At 64.3% G+C, this 17848-nt stretch carries 20 protein-coding genes; 9 read left to right on the top strand and 11 right to left on the bottom strand.

The window, feature by feature from the left end:
* The first annotated feature begins 128 nt into the window (after window positions 1-128).
* Entirely contained in the window at window positions 129-1148 is a 1020-nt protein-coding gene (locus CS1BSM3_RS01225) for a 1-aminocyclopropane-1-carboxylate deaminase (protein ID WP_072385141.1), read from the top strand.
* A 17-nt stretch (window positions 1149-1165) separates the two neighbouring features.
* Here CS1BSM3_RS01225 and CS1BSM3_RS01220 read toward each other — a convergent pair whose 3' ends face one another.
* A complete protein-coding gene (locus CS1BSM3_RS01220) occupies window positions 1166-1912 on the bottom strand; it encodes a ubiquinone/menaquinone biosynthesis methyltransferase (RefSeq protein WP_072385140.1) in 747 nt (248 codons plus the stop codon).
* Window positions 1913-2140: 228 nt separating this feature from the next.
* Between CS1BSM3_RS01220 and CS1BSM3_RS01215 the strand changes: the two genes are divergently transcribed.
* From CS1BSM3_RS01215 to CS1BSM3_RS01205, 3 genes are all read left to right on the top strand, one after another.
* Window positions 2141-2935, top strand: a complete 795-nt coding sequence (locus tag CS1BSM3_RS01215; RefSeq protein WP_072385139.1) for a lysophospholipid acyltransferase family protein — start codon at window positions 2141-2143, stop codon at window positions 2933-2935.
* Window positions 2925-3584 carry a GNAT family N-acetyltransferase gene (locus CS1BSM3_RS01210; protein ID WP_210188729.1) on the top strand — a complete coding sequence of 220 codons (660 nt, stop codon included), beginning with the start codon at window positions 2925-2927 and terminating at the stop codon, window positions 3582-3584. The genes CS1BSM3_RS01215 and CS1BSM3_RS01210 overlap by 11 nt, the downstream gene beginning before the upstream one ends.
* 182 nt (window positions 3585-3766) lie before the next feature.
* Window positions 3767-4798, top strand: coding sequence for a DUF937 domain-containing protein (locus CS1BSM3_RS01205; protein WP_072385137.1), 1032 nt, complete (start codon window positions 3767-3769; stop codon window positions 4796-4798).
* A gap of 114 nt (window positions 4799-4912) precedes the next feature.
* On the opposite strand, the gene CS1BSM3_RS01200 is transcribed toward CS1BSM3_RS01205, so the two are convergent.
* Window positions 4913-5425, bottom strand: coding sequence for an OsmC family protein (locus CS1BSM3_RS01200; protein WP_072385136.1), 513 nt, complete (start codon window positions 5423-5425; stop codon window positions 4913-4915).
* A gap of 14 nt (window positions 5426-5439) precedes the next feature.
* Complete coding sequence (locus CS1BSM3_RS01195) at window positions 5440-6255, bottom strand: class I SAM-dependent methyltransferase (protein WP_072385135.1); 816 nt, start codon at window positions 6253-6255, stop codon at window positions 5440-5442.
* A gap of 130 nt (window positions 6256-6385) precedes the next feature.
* On the opposite strand from CS1BSM3_RS01195, the gene CS1BSM3_RS28755 reads away from it, so the two are divergent.
* Complete coding sequence (locus CS1BSM3_RS28755) at window positions 6386-7417, top strand: AraC family transcriptional regulator (protein WP_072385134.1); 1032 nt, start codon at window positions 6386-6388, stop codon at window positions 7415-7417.
* 20 nt (window positions 7418-7437) lie between these two features.
* Here CS1BSM3_RS28755 and CS1BSM3_RS01185 read toward each other — a convergent pair whose 3' ends face one another.
* Entirely contained in the window at window positions 7438-9432 is a 1995-nt protein-coding gene (locus CS1BSM3_RS01185; RefSeq protein WP_072385133.1) for an alpha-ketoacid dehydrogenase subunit alpha/beta, read from the bottom strand.
* Between the two features lie 159 nt (window positions 9433-9591).
* A complete protein-coding gene (locus tag CS1BSM3_RS01180) occupies window positions 9592-10248 on the bottom strand; it encodes an outer membrane protein (RefSeq protein WP_072385132.1) in 657 nt (218 codons plus the stop codon).
* A gap of 209 nt (window positions 10249-10457) precedes the next feature.
* Between CS1BSM3_RS01180 and CS1BSM3_RS01175 the strand changes: the two genes are divergently transcribed.
* Entirely contained in the window at window positions 10458-11669 is a 1212-nt protein-coding gene (locus CS1BSM3_RS01175; protein WP_083528129.1) for a cytochrome P450, read from the top strand.
* A gap of 48 nt (window positions 11670-11717) precedes the next feature.
* Here the strand turns inward: CS1BSM3_RS01175 and CS1BSM3_RS01170 are convergent, their stop codons facing one another.
* The 3 genes from CS1BSM3_RS01170 to CS1BSM3_RS01160 form a co-directional block, all read right to left on the bottom strand.
* Entirely contained in the window at window positions 11718-12149 is a 432-nt protein-coding gene (locus CS1BSM3_RS01170) for a cupin domain-containing protein (RefSeq protein ID WP_072385130.1), read from the bottom strand.
* An 81-nt stretch (window positions 12150-12230) separates the two neighbouring features.
* A complete protein-coding gene (locus CS1BSM3_RS01165) occupies window positions 12231-13436 on the bottom strand; it encodes a cytochrome P450 family protein (RefSeq protein WP_072385129.1) in 1206 nt (401 codons plus the stop codon).
* A gap of 125 nt (window positions 13437-13561) precedes the next feature.
* Window positions 13562-13840: a helix-turn-helix domain-containing protein gene (locus CS1BSM3_RS01160; RefSeq protein WP_072385128.1), complete on the bottom strand. Its 279-nt coding sequence runs from the start codon at window positions 13838-13840 to the stop codon at window positions 13562-13564.
* Window positions 13841-13984: 144 nt separating this feature from the next.
* Here CS1BSM3_RS01160 and CS1BSM3_RS01155 point away from each other — a divergent pair, with 144 nt between their 5' ends.
* A complete protein-coding gene (locus CS1BSM3_RS01155; RefSeq protein ID WP_072385246.1) occupies window positions 13985-14797 on the top strand; it encodes an MBL fold metallo-hydrolase in 813 nt (270 codons plus the stop codon).
* Window positions 14798-14863: 66 nt separating this feature from the next.
* Here CS1BSM3_RS01155 and CS1BSM3_RS01150 read toward each other — a convergent pair whose 3' ends face one another.
* From CS1BSM3_RS01150 to CS1BSM3_RS01140, 3 genes are all read right to left on the bottom strand, one after another.
* On the bottom strand, window positions 14864-15451 hold the full coding sequence (locus tag CS1BSM3_RS01150; protein WP_072385127.1) for a methylated-DNA--[protein]-cysteine S-methyltransferase: 588 nt from the start codon (window positions 15449-15451) through the stop codon (window positions 14864-14866).
* An 89-nt stretch (window positions 15452-15540) separates the two neighbouring features.
* Window positions 15541-15918 carry a VOC family protein gene (locus CS1BSM3_RS01145; RefSeq protein WP_072385126.1) on the bottom strand — a complete coding sequence of 126 codons (378 nt, stop codon included), beginning with the start codon at window positions 15916-15918 and terminating at the stop codon, window positions 15541-15543.
* A gap of 107 nt (window positions 15919-16025) precedes the next feature.
* Window positions 16026-16307, bottom strand: a complete 282-nt coding sequence (locus CS1BSM3_RS01140; RefSeq protein WP_072385125.1) for a DUF1127 domain-containing protein — start codon at window positions 16305-16307, stop codon at window positions 16026-16028.
* A gap of 201 nt (window positions 16308-16508) precedes the next feature.
* On the opposite strand from CS1BSM3_RS01140, the gene CS1BSM3_RS01135 reads away from it, so the two are divergent.
* Both CS1BSM3_RS01135 and CS1BSM3_RS01130 read left to right on the top strand, forming a co-directional pair.
* Window positions 16509-17240 (top strand): helix-turn-helix transcriptional regulator, encoded by a 732-nt coding sequence (locus CS1BSM3_RS01135; RefSeq protein ID WP_072385124.1) that lies wholly within the window; start codon window positions 16509-16511, stop codon window positions 17238-17240.
* A 105-nt stretch (window positions 17241-17345) separates the two neighbouring features.
* Window positions 17346-17843, top strand: a complete 498-nt coding sequence (locus CS1BSM3_RS01130; RefSeq protein WP_072385123.1) for a MarR family winged helix-turn-helix transcriptional regulator — start codon at window positions 17346-17348, stop codon at window positions 17841-17843.
* The last annotated feature ends 5 nt before the right edge of the window (window positions 17844-17848 follow it).

The following is a 17848-nucleotide window of genomic DNA, read 5'->3' as shown; positions in this document are numbered from 1 at the left end:
ATCGGATGATATGCATGTCTGCGCCGAGATGTATGAGGCCATTTTGTAGTATGGGGCTCAATATTGAAAGCACTTATCTCTGCTGCTGAGCTAGTCTCCAGGCACATTCGCGCGACGAGGAGACGGACATGCTCAGGCTCGACAAGTTCGAACGCTACCCCCTCACTTTCGGCCCGACGCCCATCGAGCATCTGCCACGTCTGACGGCCGCGCTCGGCGGCAAGGTGCAGATCTACGCGAAGCGCGACGACTGCAACTCGGGCCTCGCCATGGGCGGCAACAAGCTGCGCAAGCTCGAGTACATCGTGCCGGATGCCATCGCCTCGAATGCCGATACGCTCGTCTCCATCGGCGGCGTGCAGTCGAACCACACGCGCATGGTCGCAGCCACGGCGGCCAAGATCGGCATGAAGTGCGTCGTCATCCAGGAGAGCTGGGTGCCGCACGAGGATGCCGTCTACGACCGCGTCGGCAATATCCTGATGACGCGTCTCATGGGTGCGGACAGCCGCATTGTCGAGGACGGCTTCGACATCGGCATTCGCAAGAGCTGGGAGGATGCCATCCAGTCCGTGAAGGATGCGGGCGGCAAACCGTACGGCATTCCGGCCGGCGCCTCCGTGCACAAGTACGGCGGGCTCGGTTATGTGGGCTTTGCCGAGGAAGTGCGCGCCCAGGAAAAGCAGATGGGCATCAAGTTCGATTACATCATCGTGTGTGTCGTCACGGGCTCGACACAGGCCGGCATGATCGTCGGCTTTGCGGATGACAACCGTGCCGACCGCGTGATCGGCATCGACGCTTCAGGGACGCCGGCGCAGACGCGCACGCAGGTGCGCGAGATCGTCGACAATACCGCCGAGCTGGTCGAGCTCGGCCGCAAAGTGCGCGACGACGAGATCGTCATCATCGAGGACTACGCCTATCCCGCCTATGGCGTGCCGAGCGCGGAGACGAACGATGCGATCCGTCTCGCCGCGCGCACCGAGGCCATGATCACGGACCCGGTTTACGAGGGCAAATCCATGCAGGGCATGATCGACCTCGTGAAAAAAGGCCACTTTCCCGAGGGATCCAAGGTGCTCTACGCGCACCTCGGCGGGGCGCCGGCGATCAACGGCTACAGCTACACCTATCGCAACGGATAGGCTTAATCTGAACAGCTTCAGCCAGGCTTCCTTGCCATGTGGATGGCGACGATGCCGAGGGTCATGCGCTCGAAGGTGACATTCTCGAAGCCCATGCCGCGCATTTCCTCGGCGAGGTTCGCTGCGTCGGGGAAGGCTTCGATGCCACGCAGCAGGTAGAGATAGGCGGATGCATCGCCGCGCGTGGCGATCCACCCGATCAGCGGCATGCAAAGCCGCATGTAGATGAGATAGAGCTGCTGCATCCGGGCACTTCCGATGCTCGATGCTTCGAGCGCGATGAATGTGCCGCCCGGGCGCAGCACGCGCAGTGCCTCCGCGAACACGCGATGGCGGTCGCAGATCTTCAATGCCAGTGAGATCGAATAGAGATCGACGCTCGCGTCGGCAATCTCCGGCATCTCATGGGCATCGAGACGCCGGAAGGCGAACGGCACGCCGAGTGCGGCGGTGCGCTGCTCGGCGATGGCGAGCATCGGCAGGCTGATGTCCGAGACGACGATCGAACCGGACCGGCATCGCTCGGGATGGAGTTTCGCGAGCCGCAAAGCGATCGCGCCGGTTCCTGCTGCGGCGTCGAGCATGCTCTCCCATGGCGCGACCGCGATCAGATTGGCGACACGGCGCTTCCACAGCCGGTGGAGGCCGAGGCTGAACAGATCGCACAGTAGATCGTAACGCCCCGCGATCCGCGCGAAGATGTCGTCGACGCGCATGTCGAAGTGGGCGGCGTTTGCGTTGGCGTCATTTGCCTTCAGGTCCAAGGAAGCGTCCTCGCGACAACAGCCTATCGGGATCGGGAAGCGGGATCGGGAAGATGGAGAGGCACGACGGCTCGATTCTACGTCACTGTCTTCACTACGTCCCGGGTATCGACGGGCATATGTCACCGGCGTGACGCGGGCCGCGTGCCTTCACTAATCCGCAACCGTAACGTCATGCTCCTGCAACGGAATCTCCGGATATGAGGAAGCCTCACCGGAGGTGCCGCCATGTGGACCACCGACAGTGCCGAGACGACGGCACTCAGCCGATCCGCCGCCCAAGCCCCGGCGTTCGGTCAGATACTGGGATGTGATCTCCCCCATATCGGCGCGCCCGATCGCGTCCTGTTGCGTGGGCTGGCGCTCATCGCCTCGCGCAGTATCGTGTCGATCGAGGGTCTGCAGCACATACTCCCCGCCCGTGATCCCTTCATTCTGGCCGCCAACCACAGCACCATGCACGAGTCCGTGCTGGTGCCGTCGATGCTCTTCCTCCACAGAGGCGGCAAGCGAATCCATTTCCTTGCGGACTGGAACTACAGGCTCGTGCCCGGGATCGGTCTCATCTACCGGCGCGCGGGCGTGGTCACTGTCCTGCGCAAGCCGGCGCGGCCGCCGGCGCTGAATTTTCTCAAGGGTCTCTACAGGCATTTCCCGGCGCCGCGCCACGATGCCAGAGACCACCTCGTCGCGGGGCGCTCGATCGGCATCTTTCCCGAAGGGCAGGTCAACGAGGACAGTCAAAATTTGCTGCGCGGGCGCCACGGGGCGGCGCGGCTCTCACTCGAAACAGGCGTTCCCGTAGTTCCGATGGGTATCCGCTTTCCTGAGGCCGAAGCAGGCCGAAGGACACGATCGAAATCAGTGATGGAACTGGTGATCGGAGCGCCCATGGCTCCGGAGAAGGTAGCAGAGGCGCGTGCATCTCTGAGCGAGGTGCGTGCCTGGCACGCGACAATCATGGGCGAGATTGCGCGACTTTCAAACATGATCTGGACCGATGGAGCGAGCCGTGGCCGATGAAAGCAAGCGGATCAGAGCCGCACGGATCTTCACTGAAACAGGCAGGCGCGCGGCTCTCGCCGTGCTCGCTGCGACCTATCAGGGCGAAAAGGGCTGGGTGAGCGATCCCGAGGCCCAGATCCCCCGCAGCGATGTGCGCCGCAGGGACATCGCCTGGTACATCGTGCGCGTCGACGGGCAACCGGCTGGCGTGCTGCGGACGCTCTTCGATCCGCCGGTGAAGCAGTATCTCGAATATGGCTTGAAGTTCACCAACCCGAGCATGGACATCGAGCGCTTGCTCAGCGGCACGCGCATTGCAGAAGTCGGGCGCTTCGCGGTGCTCCCCGAGCATCGTGGCAACCTGATGCTCGCGGCTGCCTTGATGCGCGCGTCGACGCGGGAGATGGTGCTGCGCGGCTACACGCACGTGATCACCGACGTATTCGAGGATGATCCGCACAGCCCGCTCGGTTTTCATACGCGGGTCATGGGCTTCCAGCAGATCGCCACCCACGATCATGGCGAGCTGAACTGCGGGAGCCGGCGGATCACGCTCGTTCTAGATCTCAAGTCCAGCTATCAGCGGCTCAAGACCCGCGGCAACTGGTTCTACCGCTATCTGACGGCGCAGTGGCCCGAGACGCTGCATCGCCGCTTTGCGACCTGAGAGCCCCTCGGCGGGTTCTCGAGAAAAGGGCGGCGGTAGCTGGCGGCTGGAACGCCGTTTGCCTGCCGCTCTCCAAGAATTGATTGCCCGTGCTTACGAATGTGAAAGCATCGAGGGCGCGAAATCGTGCTTTCTGCTGATGGAGGGTTTCGTCTTCGGGGGACAGTTGCAAGGAGGATCCCATGACGACGAATCTTGTCTCGACCATCGCTCAGGTCCTCGGCACCGATGTCGTGGCACGACTCGCCTCGAACTTCGGCATCGACCGATCACTCGTCGAAAGAGCATTCCAAGCGGGTGTCCCCGGCCTGCTGGCCGCGCTCACGTCTCTCGTCTCCAAGCCCGGAGGCGCGTCCATGCTGGGCAAGGCCGTCGCGCAGCAAGAGCCCGGCGTGCTGACGAATCTGGCCGGCGTGCTCGGCGGCTCGGGGCAAGCATCCCTTGCTGACAGCGGCAGCAGCACGCTGACGTCACTTCTAGGAGCCCCGACCATGTCGGCACTCACGAGCGCTGTCGGCCGCTTTGTCGGTATCGGGACGGAGACCTCGGGAAACCTGATGGGCCTGCTTGGGCCGGTCGTGTTGGGCGTGCTCGGACAACAGCAGCGCGCAGGTGGCCTCGATGCGGCAGGTCTCGGAAACCTGCTCATCTCACAAAAGGACAATATTGCCCGCGCCATGCCTTCTGGCTTCTCCGACTATCTCAGCGGTGCGGGCATTCTCGATCGCGTCGGCGCAACGACGGCGCGCGTCGGCCCTTCCTCTTATATGAGCCCGCAGCCGGCTTCGCGGCATCTTAGCTGGATCTTGCCCGTGCTCGGACTTCTCGTGCTGGGCGGCCTTGCCTGGTACATGCTCCGGGGTCCGACCGAGACCGTTGCCACGCTTCCGCCGACCAAGGTCGAGACGCCCATCACAGCGCCGGAACGCGTCACCATCATCGTGCCGGCAGATCAGGTGAAGGACTGGATCGCGAGACCGGTCTACAGCAGCGACAACAAGAAGATCGGGGAGATTGTCGAGCTCCGGCGTGATCCTGAAAACAAGGTCACCGAGGCTTTCATAGACACGGGCAACTTCCTCGGCATCGGCGCTGTGCGCTACCGCATCACCTCTGACCAAATCCAGGAGGTCAAGCCTGATAGCCTCACGCTGAAGCTCAAGGAGTCAGAGGTCAAGGACGCGGCGCAGGCAGCCGAGAAACCGAAGCAGTAAGTTCGCCTTTGCGCGCGTGCGCGCGGAGCGAGCGGCTGAATTGGTGACCGCTCGCTCCCGATCCATAAAATTCATGCCGTCGCCCGGCCGGGCAAACTCGCTCGGCCCACTGCTTCAGGCTATCGTGACATCGACGGCGACCACTGGGCTGTCGCGAAGGGTACAGCTCACGGGTGAATTTGCTTCGCCCCATGCCGCCAACTCTCGCAATGTCGCTTCGTCAGCCCCTTCAGCGGCAATCCTGATCGCCATGCGCATATTGCCGAGCGTCGTTGGCGCGTCAGGAATGCCGAGAAGCCCGCGCGCATCGGACTCGCTCTGCACATTCACCTCGAGCGTACGAAGCTCGATGCCCAGCATGGCGGCGCGCATGGCGATCGCGGTTGCGGCACAGGAAGCTATGCCGGCACGCAAGAGCCAGCCAGGATTGGAGCCCGCGCCGCTGCCGCCCATAGGCTCGGGCATATCGGTGGTGGCTTTTTCTCCTGTAGGCCCTGCGACCTCGCAGAGCAGGCCGTCGCGCCACACGGCCGTCGCCATCGCATTGGGCCGCTTCGCTGCGGCCGGTTTCTCCAGGAAGAGGCGGTGCGCCCGCTCGAGAGCGTCTTTGGCGCGCAAATTGGACATGGGGTATCTCCTCGCTATGTGTTGCCGGCGACAATGACGAACTCGCCCGGGATCGCGTAGCCATCACCCAGGCGGTATTCCTCGATCGAATGCAGATAATCCTGCTGCGCCGCTGCCTTCACGTCCTCCGAGAAGCGGCTGTAGGCGAGTGCGACAGGCCCTCCGACGAACGCTGCGGCGCAGGCTTCCGCCGCATTCGAATGGAAGAGCGTCGTTTGCAGTCGCCGGAGCGAGATGTTCTTGAAACCCGCGGAGGCGAACGCGAGGCGCAGTGCGTCGCCCGTGCCGATGCGGAAGAACATCGGGCAGACTTCGGACTGCACGCGCGCGTCGACAATGGGGAAGATCGACGCCCAGCCGCACATGCGGCGCTCGCCCCACACGGCGCAAACTGCGCGCCCGCCGGGCCGTACTACGCGAAGCATCTCGGCGACGGCGCGCTCCGGGTCGGGCGTATACATCAGGCCGAGCGCGCACAGCGCAACGTCGAAGCAGGCGTCATCGAATTCGAGGGCCTCGGCATCCATGCGCGAGAATGTGATGTTGCTCGCCCCGCGCGCGTGCGCCATTGCCGAGGCTGCGGTGATCATCTCCTCCGAGATATCGACGCCCGCGACCTCTCCGTGCGGCCCTACTTCCGAGGCGGCCCTGAACGTCACCAGCCCCGTTCCGCAGGCGATATCGACGACGCGCTCTCGCCCCATCAGGCGGGCCATTTCCAGAAGCGCGGTTTGCGCCGGCTCGAGCTGCTCCTGCCAGTAGCGCTCGTAGTGCGGCGCAGCCCTGTCCCAGCCATATCGCTGCACGCGCTTTTGCAGTCTTGCGTCCATGTGGGGTTCCACGGGTTGTCAGCGCGCCAAGTCTGATCCGACGTGACCCTTGACGCCATGACCGCAACACCCAGAATCCTTGCCGGAACGCCATTTCTGCTCGATGCTCGCGCAATTCTGAGGGGATGCCATGGACGTCCTGTCCGAGGTGCTGCGTGTTGTACGGTTTTCAGGCGCGATTCATTTCTGCGCCGAGTTCACCCACCCGTGGGCCATTCTTTCCTCGCCCCCGGAGATGCTGGCCAAGCGCTTCTTTCCGGGCGCGGAAGCGATCACGCCCTTTCATGTGGCGACGAGCGGCAAATGCTGGCTGAGCTGGGGAGAGGTGGCGCCGATCGCGTTCGAGGCCGGGGATGTCGTCGTGTTCGCGCGCGGCACCCAGCACGTGCTCGCGAGTGCGAAGGACGTCGCGCCCGTTCCCATTAGGGACATCTACCGACCGGCGGCAGATCGCGTCACCGTGCTTCGTCACGGCGGCGGCGGCGAGGAGGCGCGCTTCATCTGCGGCTTCCTGCATTCGGACCAGCGCTTTGGCCCGCTCATGGATGCCATGCCGGCACTCACCTGCATTCGGACACGCGATGGCGCGCTGTGGCTCGAGGCCTATACCGACGGCGGGCCTTATTCCGCGCCGGTCAAGCTACCGGAGCTGCCGGACTGGTGGCGGGCAGCGATCGTTCATCTGGCCCGCGAAGCCGAACGCTCGGGGCCGGGCAATCGCGCGGTCCTGGGCCGCCTGTCCGAGTTGCTCTTCATGGAGGTTCTGCGCTGGCAGCTCACGTACATCAGCGGTGGTCATGGCGGCTGGCTCGCCGGCCTGAACGACCCGCACGTGGGGCGCGCGCTGGCGCTCATGCACGCCGATCCCGCGCGTGCATGGACAGTGGAGACCCTGGCGCAGGAGGCGGGAGCCTCACGCTCGGCCCTGGCCAAGCGCTTCGTCGATCTGATCGGCGAGGCGCCTATCCAGTATCTCGCGGGCTGGCGGATGCAGCTCGCGCGACGGCTGCTGCGTGAAAGCAATGCCGGTCTCGCCGAGCTGGCGGCGCGTGTGGGCTATGAATCCGAGGCCGCCTTCAGCCGCGCTTTCCGCCGCGCCGTCGGCGTCCCTCCGGCGACGTGGCGCGATGCGAATGCCGTGGGCGAGCAGGGGGAGGAGTGAGGCGTGCCCTCACTTCTCCATCACCGATACGCCACGGCCTTGATCGCTGCCTGGATGTCTTCCTGACCGGGGATGACAATGCGCTCGAGCGTGTCGTTGTAGGGCATGGGCACGTCGCGCATGCCGACGCGCGCGATCGGCGCGTCGAGATAGTCGAACGCCTCCTCCTGCACGACGGCCGCGACCTCGGCGCCGAAGCCCCATTTCTTCCAGCCCTCGTGCGCAATGACGAGGCGGCCCGTCTTTTTCACGCTGTTGATGATCGTCTCGGTATCGAGCGGGCGCAGCGTGCGCGGATCGATGACCTCGACATCGAGGCCTTCGCGGGCGAGCTGCTCGGCTGCGCGCAAGGCCGGTGCGACCAGTGCCAGCGTCGCGACGACGGTCACGTCCTTGCCGGGGCGCTTGATGTCCGCCTTGCCGACCGGGATGACGTACTCGATGGCCGGCACGGGCCCCTTGGTCTGCACATAGAGCAGTTTGTGCTCGCAGAAGATCACGGGGTTGTCGTCGCGCACGGCGGCAGCGAGCAGGCCCTTGGCGTCATATGGCGTGGACGGCGCCATCACCACGAGGCCGGGCACGTGGCAGAACCACGCCTCGAGCGATTGCGAATGCTGTGCGGCGAGGCGTACGCCGCCACCCTGCGGGCCGCGGAAGACGACCGGCACCTTCGGCACGCCGCCGAGCATGTAGCGGAATTTCGCTGCCTGATTGACGATCGGATCCATCATGTGGGTGATGAAATCGAAGATCTGGATCTCGGCGATCGGCCGCATTCCGGTGATGGCCGCGCCGACCGCCGAGCCGGAAATGGCCATCTCCGAGATCGGGGTGTCGCGCACCCGCTCCTTGCCGTACTTGTCGATGAGACCGCGCGTAGCCGCGAAGATACCGCCGATCTTGCCGACATCCTCGCCCATGACGAAGACGCGTGGATCGCGCGCCATTTCCTGGTCGATGGCCTCGCGGATGGCTTCGCCGTAGCCGAGCTCGCGCGCGGATTCATGGCCCGGGCCCGGCTCGGGCCCGAAGTCATGATGAGGTGCCGTGACAGCATCCTCGAACACGGCGATGGTGGGTTCGGCGGCCTGCTTGGCCGTCTCGATGGCTAGTTCGAGCTCACTCTCGACTTTTGCGCGGATCTCGGCGAGCCGCGTATCCGTAACCTGGCGCTCCTTCAGGCGGTCGCCGGCGCGGCGAATGGCGTCGCGCTCCTCGCGCCAGACGCGGTCCTCGTCCTCGCCGCGATAGGCCGGGAGATTGGCGCGCATGGAATGGTCGCCCCACCGCCACGTGATGCATTCGATGAGCGAGGGGCCCTCGCCGTTGCGCGCGCGCGAGGCGGCACGGCTGACGGTATCGTAGACGGCCACGACGTCGTTGCCGTCGATGGTCTCGCCCGGCATTGTGTAGCCTGCGGCGCGACGCGAGAAGCGGTCGATGGCAGCAACGTCGGTGATGCGGGTCGAAAGCCCGAACTGGTTGTTCTCCAGAACGAAGACGACCGGCAGCTTCCAGATGCTCGCCATATTGAGCGCTTCGTGGAAGATGCCTTCATTGGAGGAACCATCGCCGAAGAAGACGACGCAGATCTGACCGCTGCCGCGCAGCTTGGCCGAGAGCGCGGCGCCGGAACCGAGCCCGAGACCGGCGCCGGTAATGCCGTTCGCGCCGAGGATGCCGCGCTCGATGTCGGCGATGTGCATGGAGCCGCCGAGGCCCTTGGAATAGCCTGTGTCGCGGCCGAACAGCTCGGCCATCATGCGCGTGAGGTCGGCGCCCTTGGCGACGCAGTGTCCATGGCCCCGGTGGTGGCTGACGACGTAGTCCTTGTCCTCGAGCGCCGCGCAGGCGCCGACGGCGATGGCTTCCTCGCCGACGTAGGAATGCGCCGTACCTTTGACGACCCCTTCCAGGAACAGCTCGTGTACGCGCTGGTCGAACCGGCGCACGCGCTGCATCTGCTCGTAGAAGCGCTCGAGCAGAGGGGTTTCGATCGTCTGGGCGTCCATCGGCGATCCTCCGGGGGAAAGGCAGGGTTTTTTCGTTGGCGCGATCGTACCCGATGATCGTGATTTGGGAAGATGCATTGGCGGGATGCACGATCGCGCGTGCTGCACGGCGATGAAGCCGCGCATCGCGGAGGCCGCCTTGGAGATTTCGCTCCCGACCTAGAAGGCGTAGCTCAAGCCACCTCGGACCGAATGTACGCTCAGGCCATCGGCGCGATGATCGTAGTCGAGAGCGGAGACGACACTGCCGAAATCGACATACTGATACTCGATCCGCCCGCGCAGGCCCTTGCCAAGCGCGAGCTCGTAGCCCCCGCCGAGCGTCCAGCCGACAAGGTCGTTGGACACGGAGCGGCCGTTGGTAAGATCCTTCTTTTCGATGGAGCTGAAGGCGATGCCCCCTGTCGCGTAGACGAGCGAACGACCGTACGCCACACCGGCGCGCGCCCTGATGGTGCCGATGTAGTCGATCTCCAGGGCATTCACGTAGCCTGCGAACTGGCTGTCGTCGCCCTTGAGGGACGCCCAACTGAAATCGCCCTCGATGCCATAGGCCAACCAGCTTTGTTGCCAGAGGTAGCCGGCGTGGAGACCGCCCGTTGTGCTGCTGTAGGAAATGTCTCCATCCGGCCCCCAATTGGGATAGCCCGCCGATATGTTGCGCCACGAGTTGCCAGCCTCTCCCCAGGCGCGGCCGACATGTGCGCCAACGTAAAATCCGCTCCAATTGTACCCGGAGACGGAAGATCTCTCCGCGGCCTGCGATACATTTGCAAAGGCAGCAAAAATCAGGCCTGCGATGACCAGCGCGCGCATGCTCCCCCCTGATGGCTTGTGTGAAAGAAACTGAACGAATCACACAAATTCTCAGCCAGCCGACTTAATGACCCCTTAGGATCGAACGGGCGTTGCTCGCGCCGCCGATTGGTCGTTGCATTGGCGCGATGCGTCTGCCGGCCTGCCGTCGGAGGCAGAAGCCTGTATGATCGCGACAACAACAATGCTGCCGCGGGGAAATGCCAGTCATGACCATGATCTACGATCCGGCTCATCCGGTCGTGCGCGCCGACCCTCATCCGACTTACGCGCGCCTGCGCGAAGAGGATCCCGTGCACTGGCACCCGGGGCTGAGGTGCTGGATCCTGACGCGCTACGAGGATGTGGCGGCTGCCCTTTCCGGCCCCGCCATGAGCCCGGACCGGCTCACGCCCTTCTATGCTGCGCTCCCCGGTGAGACCCAGAGCCTGCTCGCCGAGATGATGCGCTACCTGAACCTCTGGATCGTGTTCCGCGATCCGCCCGCGCACACGCGGCTCCGCGGTCTCGTGGCCAAGGCCTTCCTCCCAGGCACGATCCTCAGCTTCAAGCCGCTCATCGAGAAGATCGTCACGCGCCAGCTCGACAGGCTTGCCAAGAAGGACGAGGCCGATCTCGTCGCGGATTTCACGATGCCTCTGCCGGCGCTCGTCATCATGGCCATGATGGGCGTGCCCGAGGAGCGCCTCTACGACGTGAAGGGCTGGTCGGACGACATCATGCTGTTCATCGGCACGGCCCGAGCGACGCCGGACAAGTACGAGCGCGCGCGCCGCGGAGCCGTGGAGATGGCGGGTCTTTTCCGCGAGGAGATCGAGAAGCGGCGCGCCGATCCGGGAGACGACCTCCTGAGCCTGCTGATCGCGGCGCGCGACGAGCAGGACCGCTTGAGCGAGGACGAGCTGGTCGCAACGGCCATGCTTCTGCTGTTCGCCGGTCACGAGACGACGACGAACCTGCTCAGCACCGCGACGCTGACCATGATGCGCAATCCCGATCAGCGGGCTCGGCTTGCGGCCAGCCCGGATATGGCGTCGACGGCCGTCGAGGAGTTTCTGCGCACCGAGGCGCCGACGAACGCCATGGGGCGCGTCGTGCGCACGACACATGAGGTGCGCGGCGTCACGCTCAAGGAAGGCGACCGGCTCTTCGCAATCATCAATGCGGCGAACCGCGATGGATCGCAGTTCACCGATCCCGACAAGGTGGATGTCGGCCGCCAGCCGAACCGCCATCTGACCTTCGGCCAGGGCCCGCACTTCTGCCTCGGTGCCCAGCTCGCGCGGCTCGAGGCGCGCATTGCACTCCCGCAGCTCATCGAGCGCTTCCCGAACATGTCGCCCGGCTCATCGCCGCCCGTCTGGCTCGACAGCCTCGTCATGCGCGGGTTGAAGTCGCTGCCGGTGAGGACAGGGAGGTAGAGCCCATTTTCCGAGGCGCCGAGGCCGTACGAATGGCCCGGGGGCAATCTACGCCGCGCCCTTGAGCCTTTTGGCGAGCTCGGCATCGAGCTCCGGCAGCATCACGATGTCATCCTGGTCGCTGGCAGAGGAATGCACGACGATCCAAGTGCACGGCTTCCCACTCTCGTTGCTCGGCGCGTGGGGCAAGTCGGCAGGAACGAAGCACTGCTCACCCTGATTGATGAGCACGCTCTTCTTGAGACCCGCGCCGTAGTAGACGACGCATTCTCCCTCAAGCATGTAGGCGATGGTCTCGATGCTCTTGTGATAGTGGGCTTTGGCGCTTGCGCCGGGCGGCATCGGCATGACGTTCATGCAGATCTTGCTCGTCCCCACTGTTTCGGCCGACGCACCTGCCCCATACGTGATCCCCTGCTTTCCGACGTATGTCTGGCCAGGTTTCACGACCGCGACCATGTCCTTCGGTGATGAGGTCATCCAATCGTTCTCCAATTCATGAACGGAAAAAATAACTGCGCTCACAATCGCTGCCGATACTGCTTGCTGGCGATGCCTGCATCAATGTCGCTCGGGGATGACCGGCAAGCTGGCGAGCGCCCTGATGCCCGGCCTTTCGCGCCACCTGATCTGATCCTCGGGGACGGCGAGCGCGAGCTTCGGCCATCGCGTCAGCAGGGCTTCGAGCGCACATTTGCCCTCGATCCGTGCGAGCTGATGGCCGAGGCAGAAATGAATGCCGGTGCCGAACGCCATATGGCGGTTCGGGCGCCGCGTGAGGTCGAGCCGTTCGGGGGCTTCGTTCGCTGCCGGGTCCATGTTGGCGGCGGCGACCATGGCCATGACCCTTTCGCCCGCCTTGAGGCGAACGCCATCGAGCTCCACGTCCTTGCGCACGAAGCGCGGTTTCGAGAACTGCACGGGCGAGACGAAGCGCAGGAACTCTTCGATGGCCATGTTGGCGCGGCTCCAATCCTCTTCGAGCCAGTCGCGCAATTTGGGATCGCGCAACAGCTCGAAAGCGGAGCCGCTGATCAGGTGCGTGGTGGTTTCGGTGCCGGCGCCGAGCAATAGGAAGACCATCGCGACCATCTCGTCCGGGCTGATCCGGCCGCCCTCCCGCTCGACACGGATAAGCTCCGCAATCAGGCCCTCGCCGCCATCCCGGCGGGCAGCCTCAAGCTGGCCTCCCAGATAGCGCTTCATGACATACATGGTCGGGATCAGGCCGAAGAAGCCGGCAGCATTGGTGATGTTCAACAGCCTGTTGGTCCACTTCATGAAGCGCGGCCGGTCGCGGAGCGGCAGGCCCAGAAGCTCGCAGATCACCGCGAGCGGGACGCGGCGGGCGTAGCGGTCGACGAGGTCGGCGGGACTGCCGTCGGCGAACAGCGCGTTCGCGAGGTCATCGGCAATGGCGCGAATGCGCGGTTCCATATCGAGAATGGCGCGGCGCCGGAAGGCCTCATCGACGATGCCTCGAAGCCGCGTGTGGTCCGGCTCGTCCATGGTGAGCATGTTGTCGGCCATCGTTCTGATGACGCCCGGCATCCACCACCTGAGACCCGCGATCGCACCGCCGTTCTTTCGGAGCGTGAACGTCTCGCTGTCCTTGAGGACGCGCCCGGCAGTCTCCTGGTTTGTCGTGATCCACACTTTGCCGACGATGGGAAAGCGGATCTCGACGACCGGGCCCATGGTGCGCAGACGCGCGAGAGACGCAGCAGGATCCCGAAAGTACTCTTGGCTATTGATGTCGATTTTCATGACCGCATCTCGCTCGATGCCATCGTGACGTTGGATACTCCTAGATAGGGTCTTCAATAGGCGGGACAATGGCAGATAGGAGCCTGCTGGAACGCCGCCATGCAATACTCACAAGGGACGCCGGTTCATCCTTGCCGGCTCTGGCGGAGCTGAGCGGCGCCAAGGTCGGCCTGCACCAGGAGGGCCTCCGCCCGAAGAACGTAGTTGGCCAGGAAATCGCCGGCGCTGGTGAGGGCACCGCCTCGCCGCGTCCGCTCGACCAATTTGAGACCCAAGGCGTTCTCCAGCTCGGCGATGTGTTTCGAGATCGCCGGCTGGCTGATACGCAGCTCTACAGCGGCTGCAGAGAAGGATCTCTGCCGGGCAAACGCCGCGAATGCGCGTAAGCGGGCTTCCAGTTTCATAACTGGAGATTATACGAACGCGCTCATTATGTATTTTTGTTCCTCGCGATGAAGTGGGTATGGTTGCCGTCGTCAGCCTGCTTCTGCGAGTTCTTCTCGCCTGAGGCTGAACTGTGGGATCCCAACCTAAGGACCATCGGTGCGATGACGAGCTTCATCTGTGCGGCCTGTGGCACGCAGTATCCGCCATCCGACGCGCCTCCCAGCGTTTGCCGGGTCTGCACGGACGAGCGGCAGTTCGTTCCCGCATCTGGGCAGTCTTGGACCACGCTGGAGGGAATGCGGAAGGCGTACAGCAACAAGTTCCGCCGTCTCGCGCCAGGTCTGACTACGATCGAGACCACGCCAGCGTTCGGCATCGGACAACGAGCGTTCCTGGTACGCACCCCGGCGGGGAATGTATTGTGGGAATGCATTGCCTTGATCGATGACGCTACGGTCGACGTGCTGAACGGTCTTGGTGGCGTCAAGGCGATCGCAATCTCCCACCCGCACTACTACACCACCATGGTGGAGTGGAGCCGCGCGCTCGGCAATGTGCCGATCTACCTGCACGGGGATGATCGGCAGTGGGTAATGCGGACCGACACTGCCGTTCAGCTCTGGGAGGGAGACACGAAACCAATCGGTCCAGGGCTCACGCTGGTACGGCTGGGAGGGCACTTCGACGGCGGCACCGTTCTGCATTGGGCGGACTGGAACCAGGGGCGCGGCGTACTGCTTTCGGGCGATATCCTACAGGTGGTCCCGAGCGGGCACGTCAGCTTCATGTGGTCCTACCCGAACCTGCTTCCGCTCTCCGCAGCCAAGGTTCAGCGCATGGCGCAAATTCTCGAGCCGTTCGCGTTCGATGCCGTTTACGGCTCGTTTTCGGGCCGGGGACAGATAGATGCAAATGGCAAGCAGGTGGTCGCGGGCTCGGTCGCGCGATACATCGCGCGCCTCCGCGATGAATAGCTCCGATCGAGCGTGTCGCAAGCCGACATAGTTGGCAGGATCGTAGCTCACTTAGTCAGGCGCGATCTAGCTCCGGCCCTGCTCCAACAGCGCCAGCAGCGGCGGCGTTTCCGGTCTCGGTCGCTTCACGCCTTCGAGCTCGAGGAGCCGTTCTTTTGTCGTCGCGCCACCGGGCGCGGAGAAGCCACCGATGCGGCCGCCGCTCGCGAGCACGCGGTGACAGGGAATGATGATCGGCACGGGATTGCGGCCCATGGCCTGCCCGATGGCACGCGCCGCATCGGGGGCGCCGACCACAGTGGCAAGTGCACCGTAGGTCGTGGTCTTGCCCCAGCCGATTTCGCGCAGGGCCGCATAAATGCGCTGGTGGAACGGTGTGCAACGCTCGAGATCGACGAGGATCGAGCTGAAGTCGATGGTCCGGCCGGCGAAATAGCGCTGAAGCGCGACGATGGCCCACTGTACCCACGGTGGCTCCTCGTCGGGGAGCGCCGCCGTCGCACGCAGAGCGATGCGGCGTTCGGTGGCCGACACGTCGCGCTCGGGAAGCTGCAAGCGCGTCAGGCCACCGTCAGTCCACGCGATACCGCACGTTCCGAACGCCGTCGGGAAGAGGAGGTAGCGCTCGTCGGCTTGGTTCGTATCGCGGCTCATGGTCTCAACTCCTGAGTCGGGCTCCTTGCGTCTAGTGTGGTGATTCTCGGCTTCCTTGCGATGCCGAGCAGGCTGCGGCATGGGGATACTTACGCGGCGCCGCCGCAGTACGCTTCGATGTGATGACCGTCCGGGTCGATCACGAAGGCCGCGTAATAGTTCGGCGAATAGTTCTCGCGAACGCCCGGCTTGCCGTTGTCCTTGCCGCCGGCTGCGAGCGCAGCCTTGTGGAAGGCATCGACGCTCTTGCGCGTCGGTGCATCGAAGCAGAGGTGCAGGCCCCTCTCGGGATGCTGCGCAGACGCCCGCTCCGACTTCAGGACCCAGAACTGGGCTTCGTCCTCTCCGTAGCCGGCGCTCGTGTCGTCCTTGGTAAGACAGGTGTAGCCGAGCGGCTTCAGGGCGGCGTCATAGAACTTGCGAGCCTTGGCGAGGTCGGCGCTGCCAATCGAGATGTGATTGATCATGGTCCTACTCCTTCGATCACTCTGGCCTGCAGTACTCACTAGTCTCGACATGGGGTCGGCCGCGCGCCAGGGAAAGGGCCAAAAGCTGGCGCGCGGCCGAGGCTGCCTCAGAACATCGGCGTGATGTACCGAGGCATGAACCGGTCAACGGGATGGCGGCCCTCGCCACCACGCGTGGCGTAGGACGTGATCTCGCTGCGCTCGAGCCCGATGTCGTGCAGGGTCCGGTCATCGAGGACGCTCAGCGCGCGAACCGTGTTCCGGTACCGTCGCTGCTGGCGGTGGGCCTCCCACCGGCCATGGCCCCAACCGACCACCCGGGCCCAAAGGCCTGGACGGGCCTGCTCTTCGGCTCTGCTCAATGCTTGTGTCAGGACGACTTGCATCATGATCGATCTCCTGGGCTATTCTTGTTTTGTGAGCGCCGCCGGACATCGAGCGCCGGCGACGAGCGGACAATGCCTGAGGGCCCCTGACAGCCTTGTGTCAGCAGGTCTGGAGGCTCCTGACAGGGTGCTGTCAGGAGGCTTGCGCTAGGAGGTGCGGGGTCGAAAATTATCCCCAATCCAGCGCCTCCCGGGAGACGCGTCATGCGCCGAGCCGATCGCCTTTTCGAGATCATCCAGCACATGCGGCGCAAGCCGACCGTGAGAGCGCGCGAGCTCAGCGAATCGCTCGAAGTTTCCGAGCGAACGATCTACCGCGACGTGCGCGATCTCATCGCGAGCGGCGTGCCGATCGAGGGGGAGGCCGGCGTCGGATACGTGCTCAGGGCCGGTTTCGACCTGCCGCCGCTGATGTTCAAGGAGCAGGAGATCGAGGCGCTGGTCCTGGGCGCGCGGATCGTCGAGAGCTGGGCGGATGCGGAGCTTGCCGAGGCCGCGAGCGATGCCATTGCCAAGATCGAGGCCGTCATCCCGGACCAGCTCAAGGTCTACATGGCCAATACGGCGCTGCTCGCCCCCTGTGCCCACTACATGGCGCCGATCGCGTTCGATCTCGCCGAGCTGAGGCGCGCCGTCAGGAGCCGTCTGAAGGTCCGGTTCCGCTATACGGATGTGCTGCGCCAGGGTAGCGAGCGCACGGTTCGGCCGCTGTCGCTCGCCTTCTTCGGACCGGTGTGGGTGATGGCGGCTTGGTGCGAACTCCGTAGCGATTTCAGGACCTTCCGCCTCGACCGCATGGACGGATTTGCGGTCACCCAGGACCCCTTCAAGTCCGAGCGGGGCAAGACCCTCCACGACTTCCTGAAGCGGCCCTCGACATGGACGCGCGGCGCGCTCGCGCCTGCCAACAACGAGGCCGAGTTCGAAGACGGTTAGGGGCGAAACCGGCGCAAAATCGCTGCCCGGTATGCACAAAGTGCAGTATCAGATGGCCAAGTATATGCTGGCTTATAATAAGCTATGTATATATTTTGCAACTTTATGACGACAGACCCCTTTCTGACCCGGGCCCTGGGCTTCCTGCTGGCGGATGTCTCCCGCCTCATGCGCCGTCGTTTCGATCAGCGTGCCCGGGAAATCGGCCTCACCCGCGCCCAGTGGCGCGTGCTGGCGCAGCTCCGGCGCCGCGAAGGCATCAATCAGACCGCGCTTGCCGAGATCATGGAGATCGAGCCGATCTCCCTCGGCCGCCACATCGACCGGCTCGTCGAGAAGGATTTCGTCGAGCGGCGCCCCGACCCGCGTGACCGGCGCGCCTGGCGCCTCTTTCTCAAGCCCGAGGTGCAGCCGGTGCTCGACCGGCTCCGCACCATCTCGAACGCCAATCGCAAGGAAGTGCTGCAGGGCATCCCGCTCGCGGAGTCGGAGGCCCTGATCGACACCCTTCTGAAAATCAAAGCCAATCTGACTGCTCTCGAGGCCGCCGACCCGCCCGGGCCGAAGCCTGAGGATGAGGCCAAATCCCTGGACGAAGAATGAGGCGC

Source organism: Hyphomicrobium sp. CS1BSMeth3 (assembly GCF_900117415.1).
Taxonomy (GTDB): domain Bacteria; phylum Pseudomonadota; class Alphaproteobacteria; order Rhizobiales; family Hyphomicrobiaceae.
This window is presented reverse-complemented; position numbering and strand designations above follow the sequence as displayed.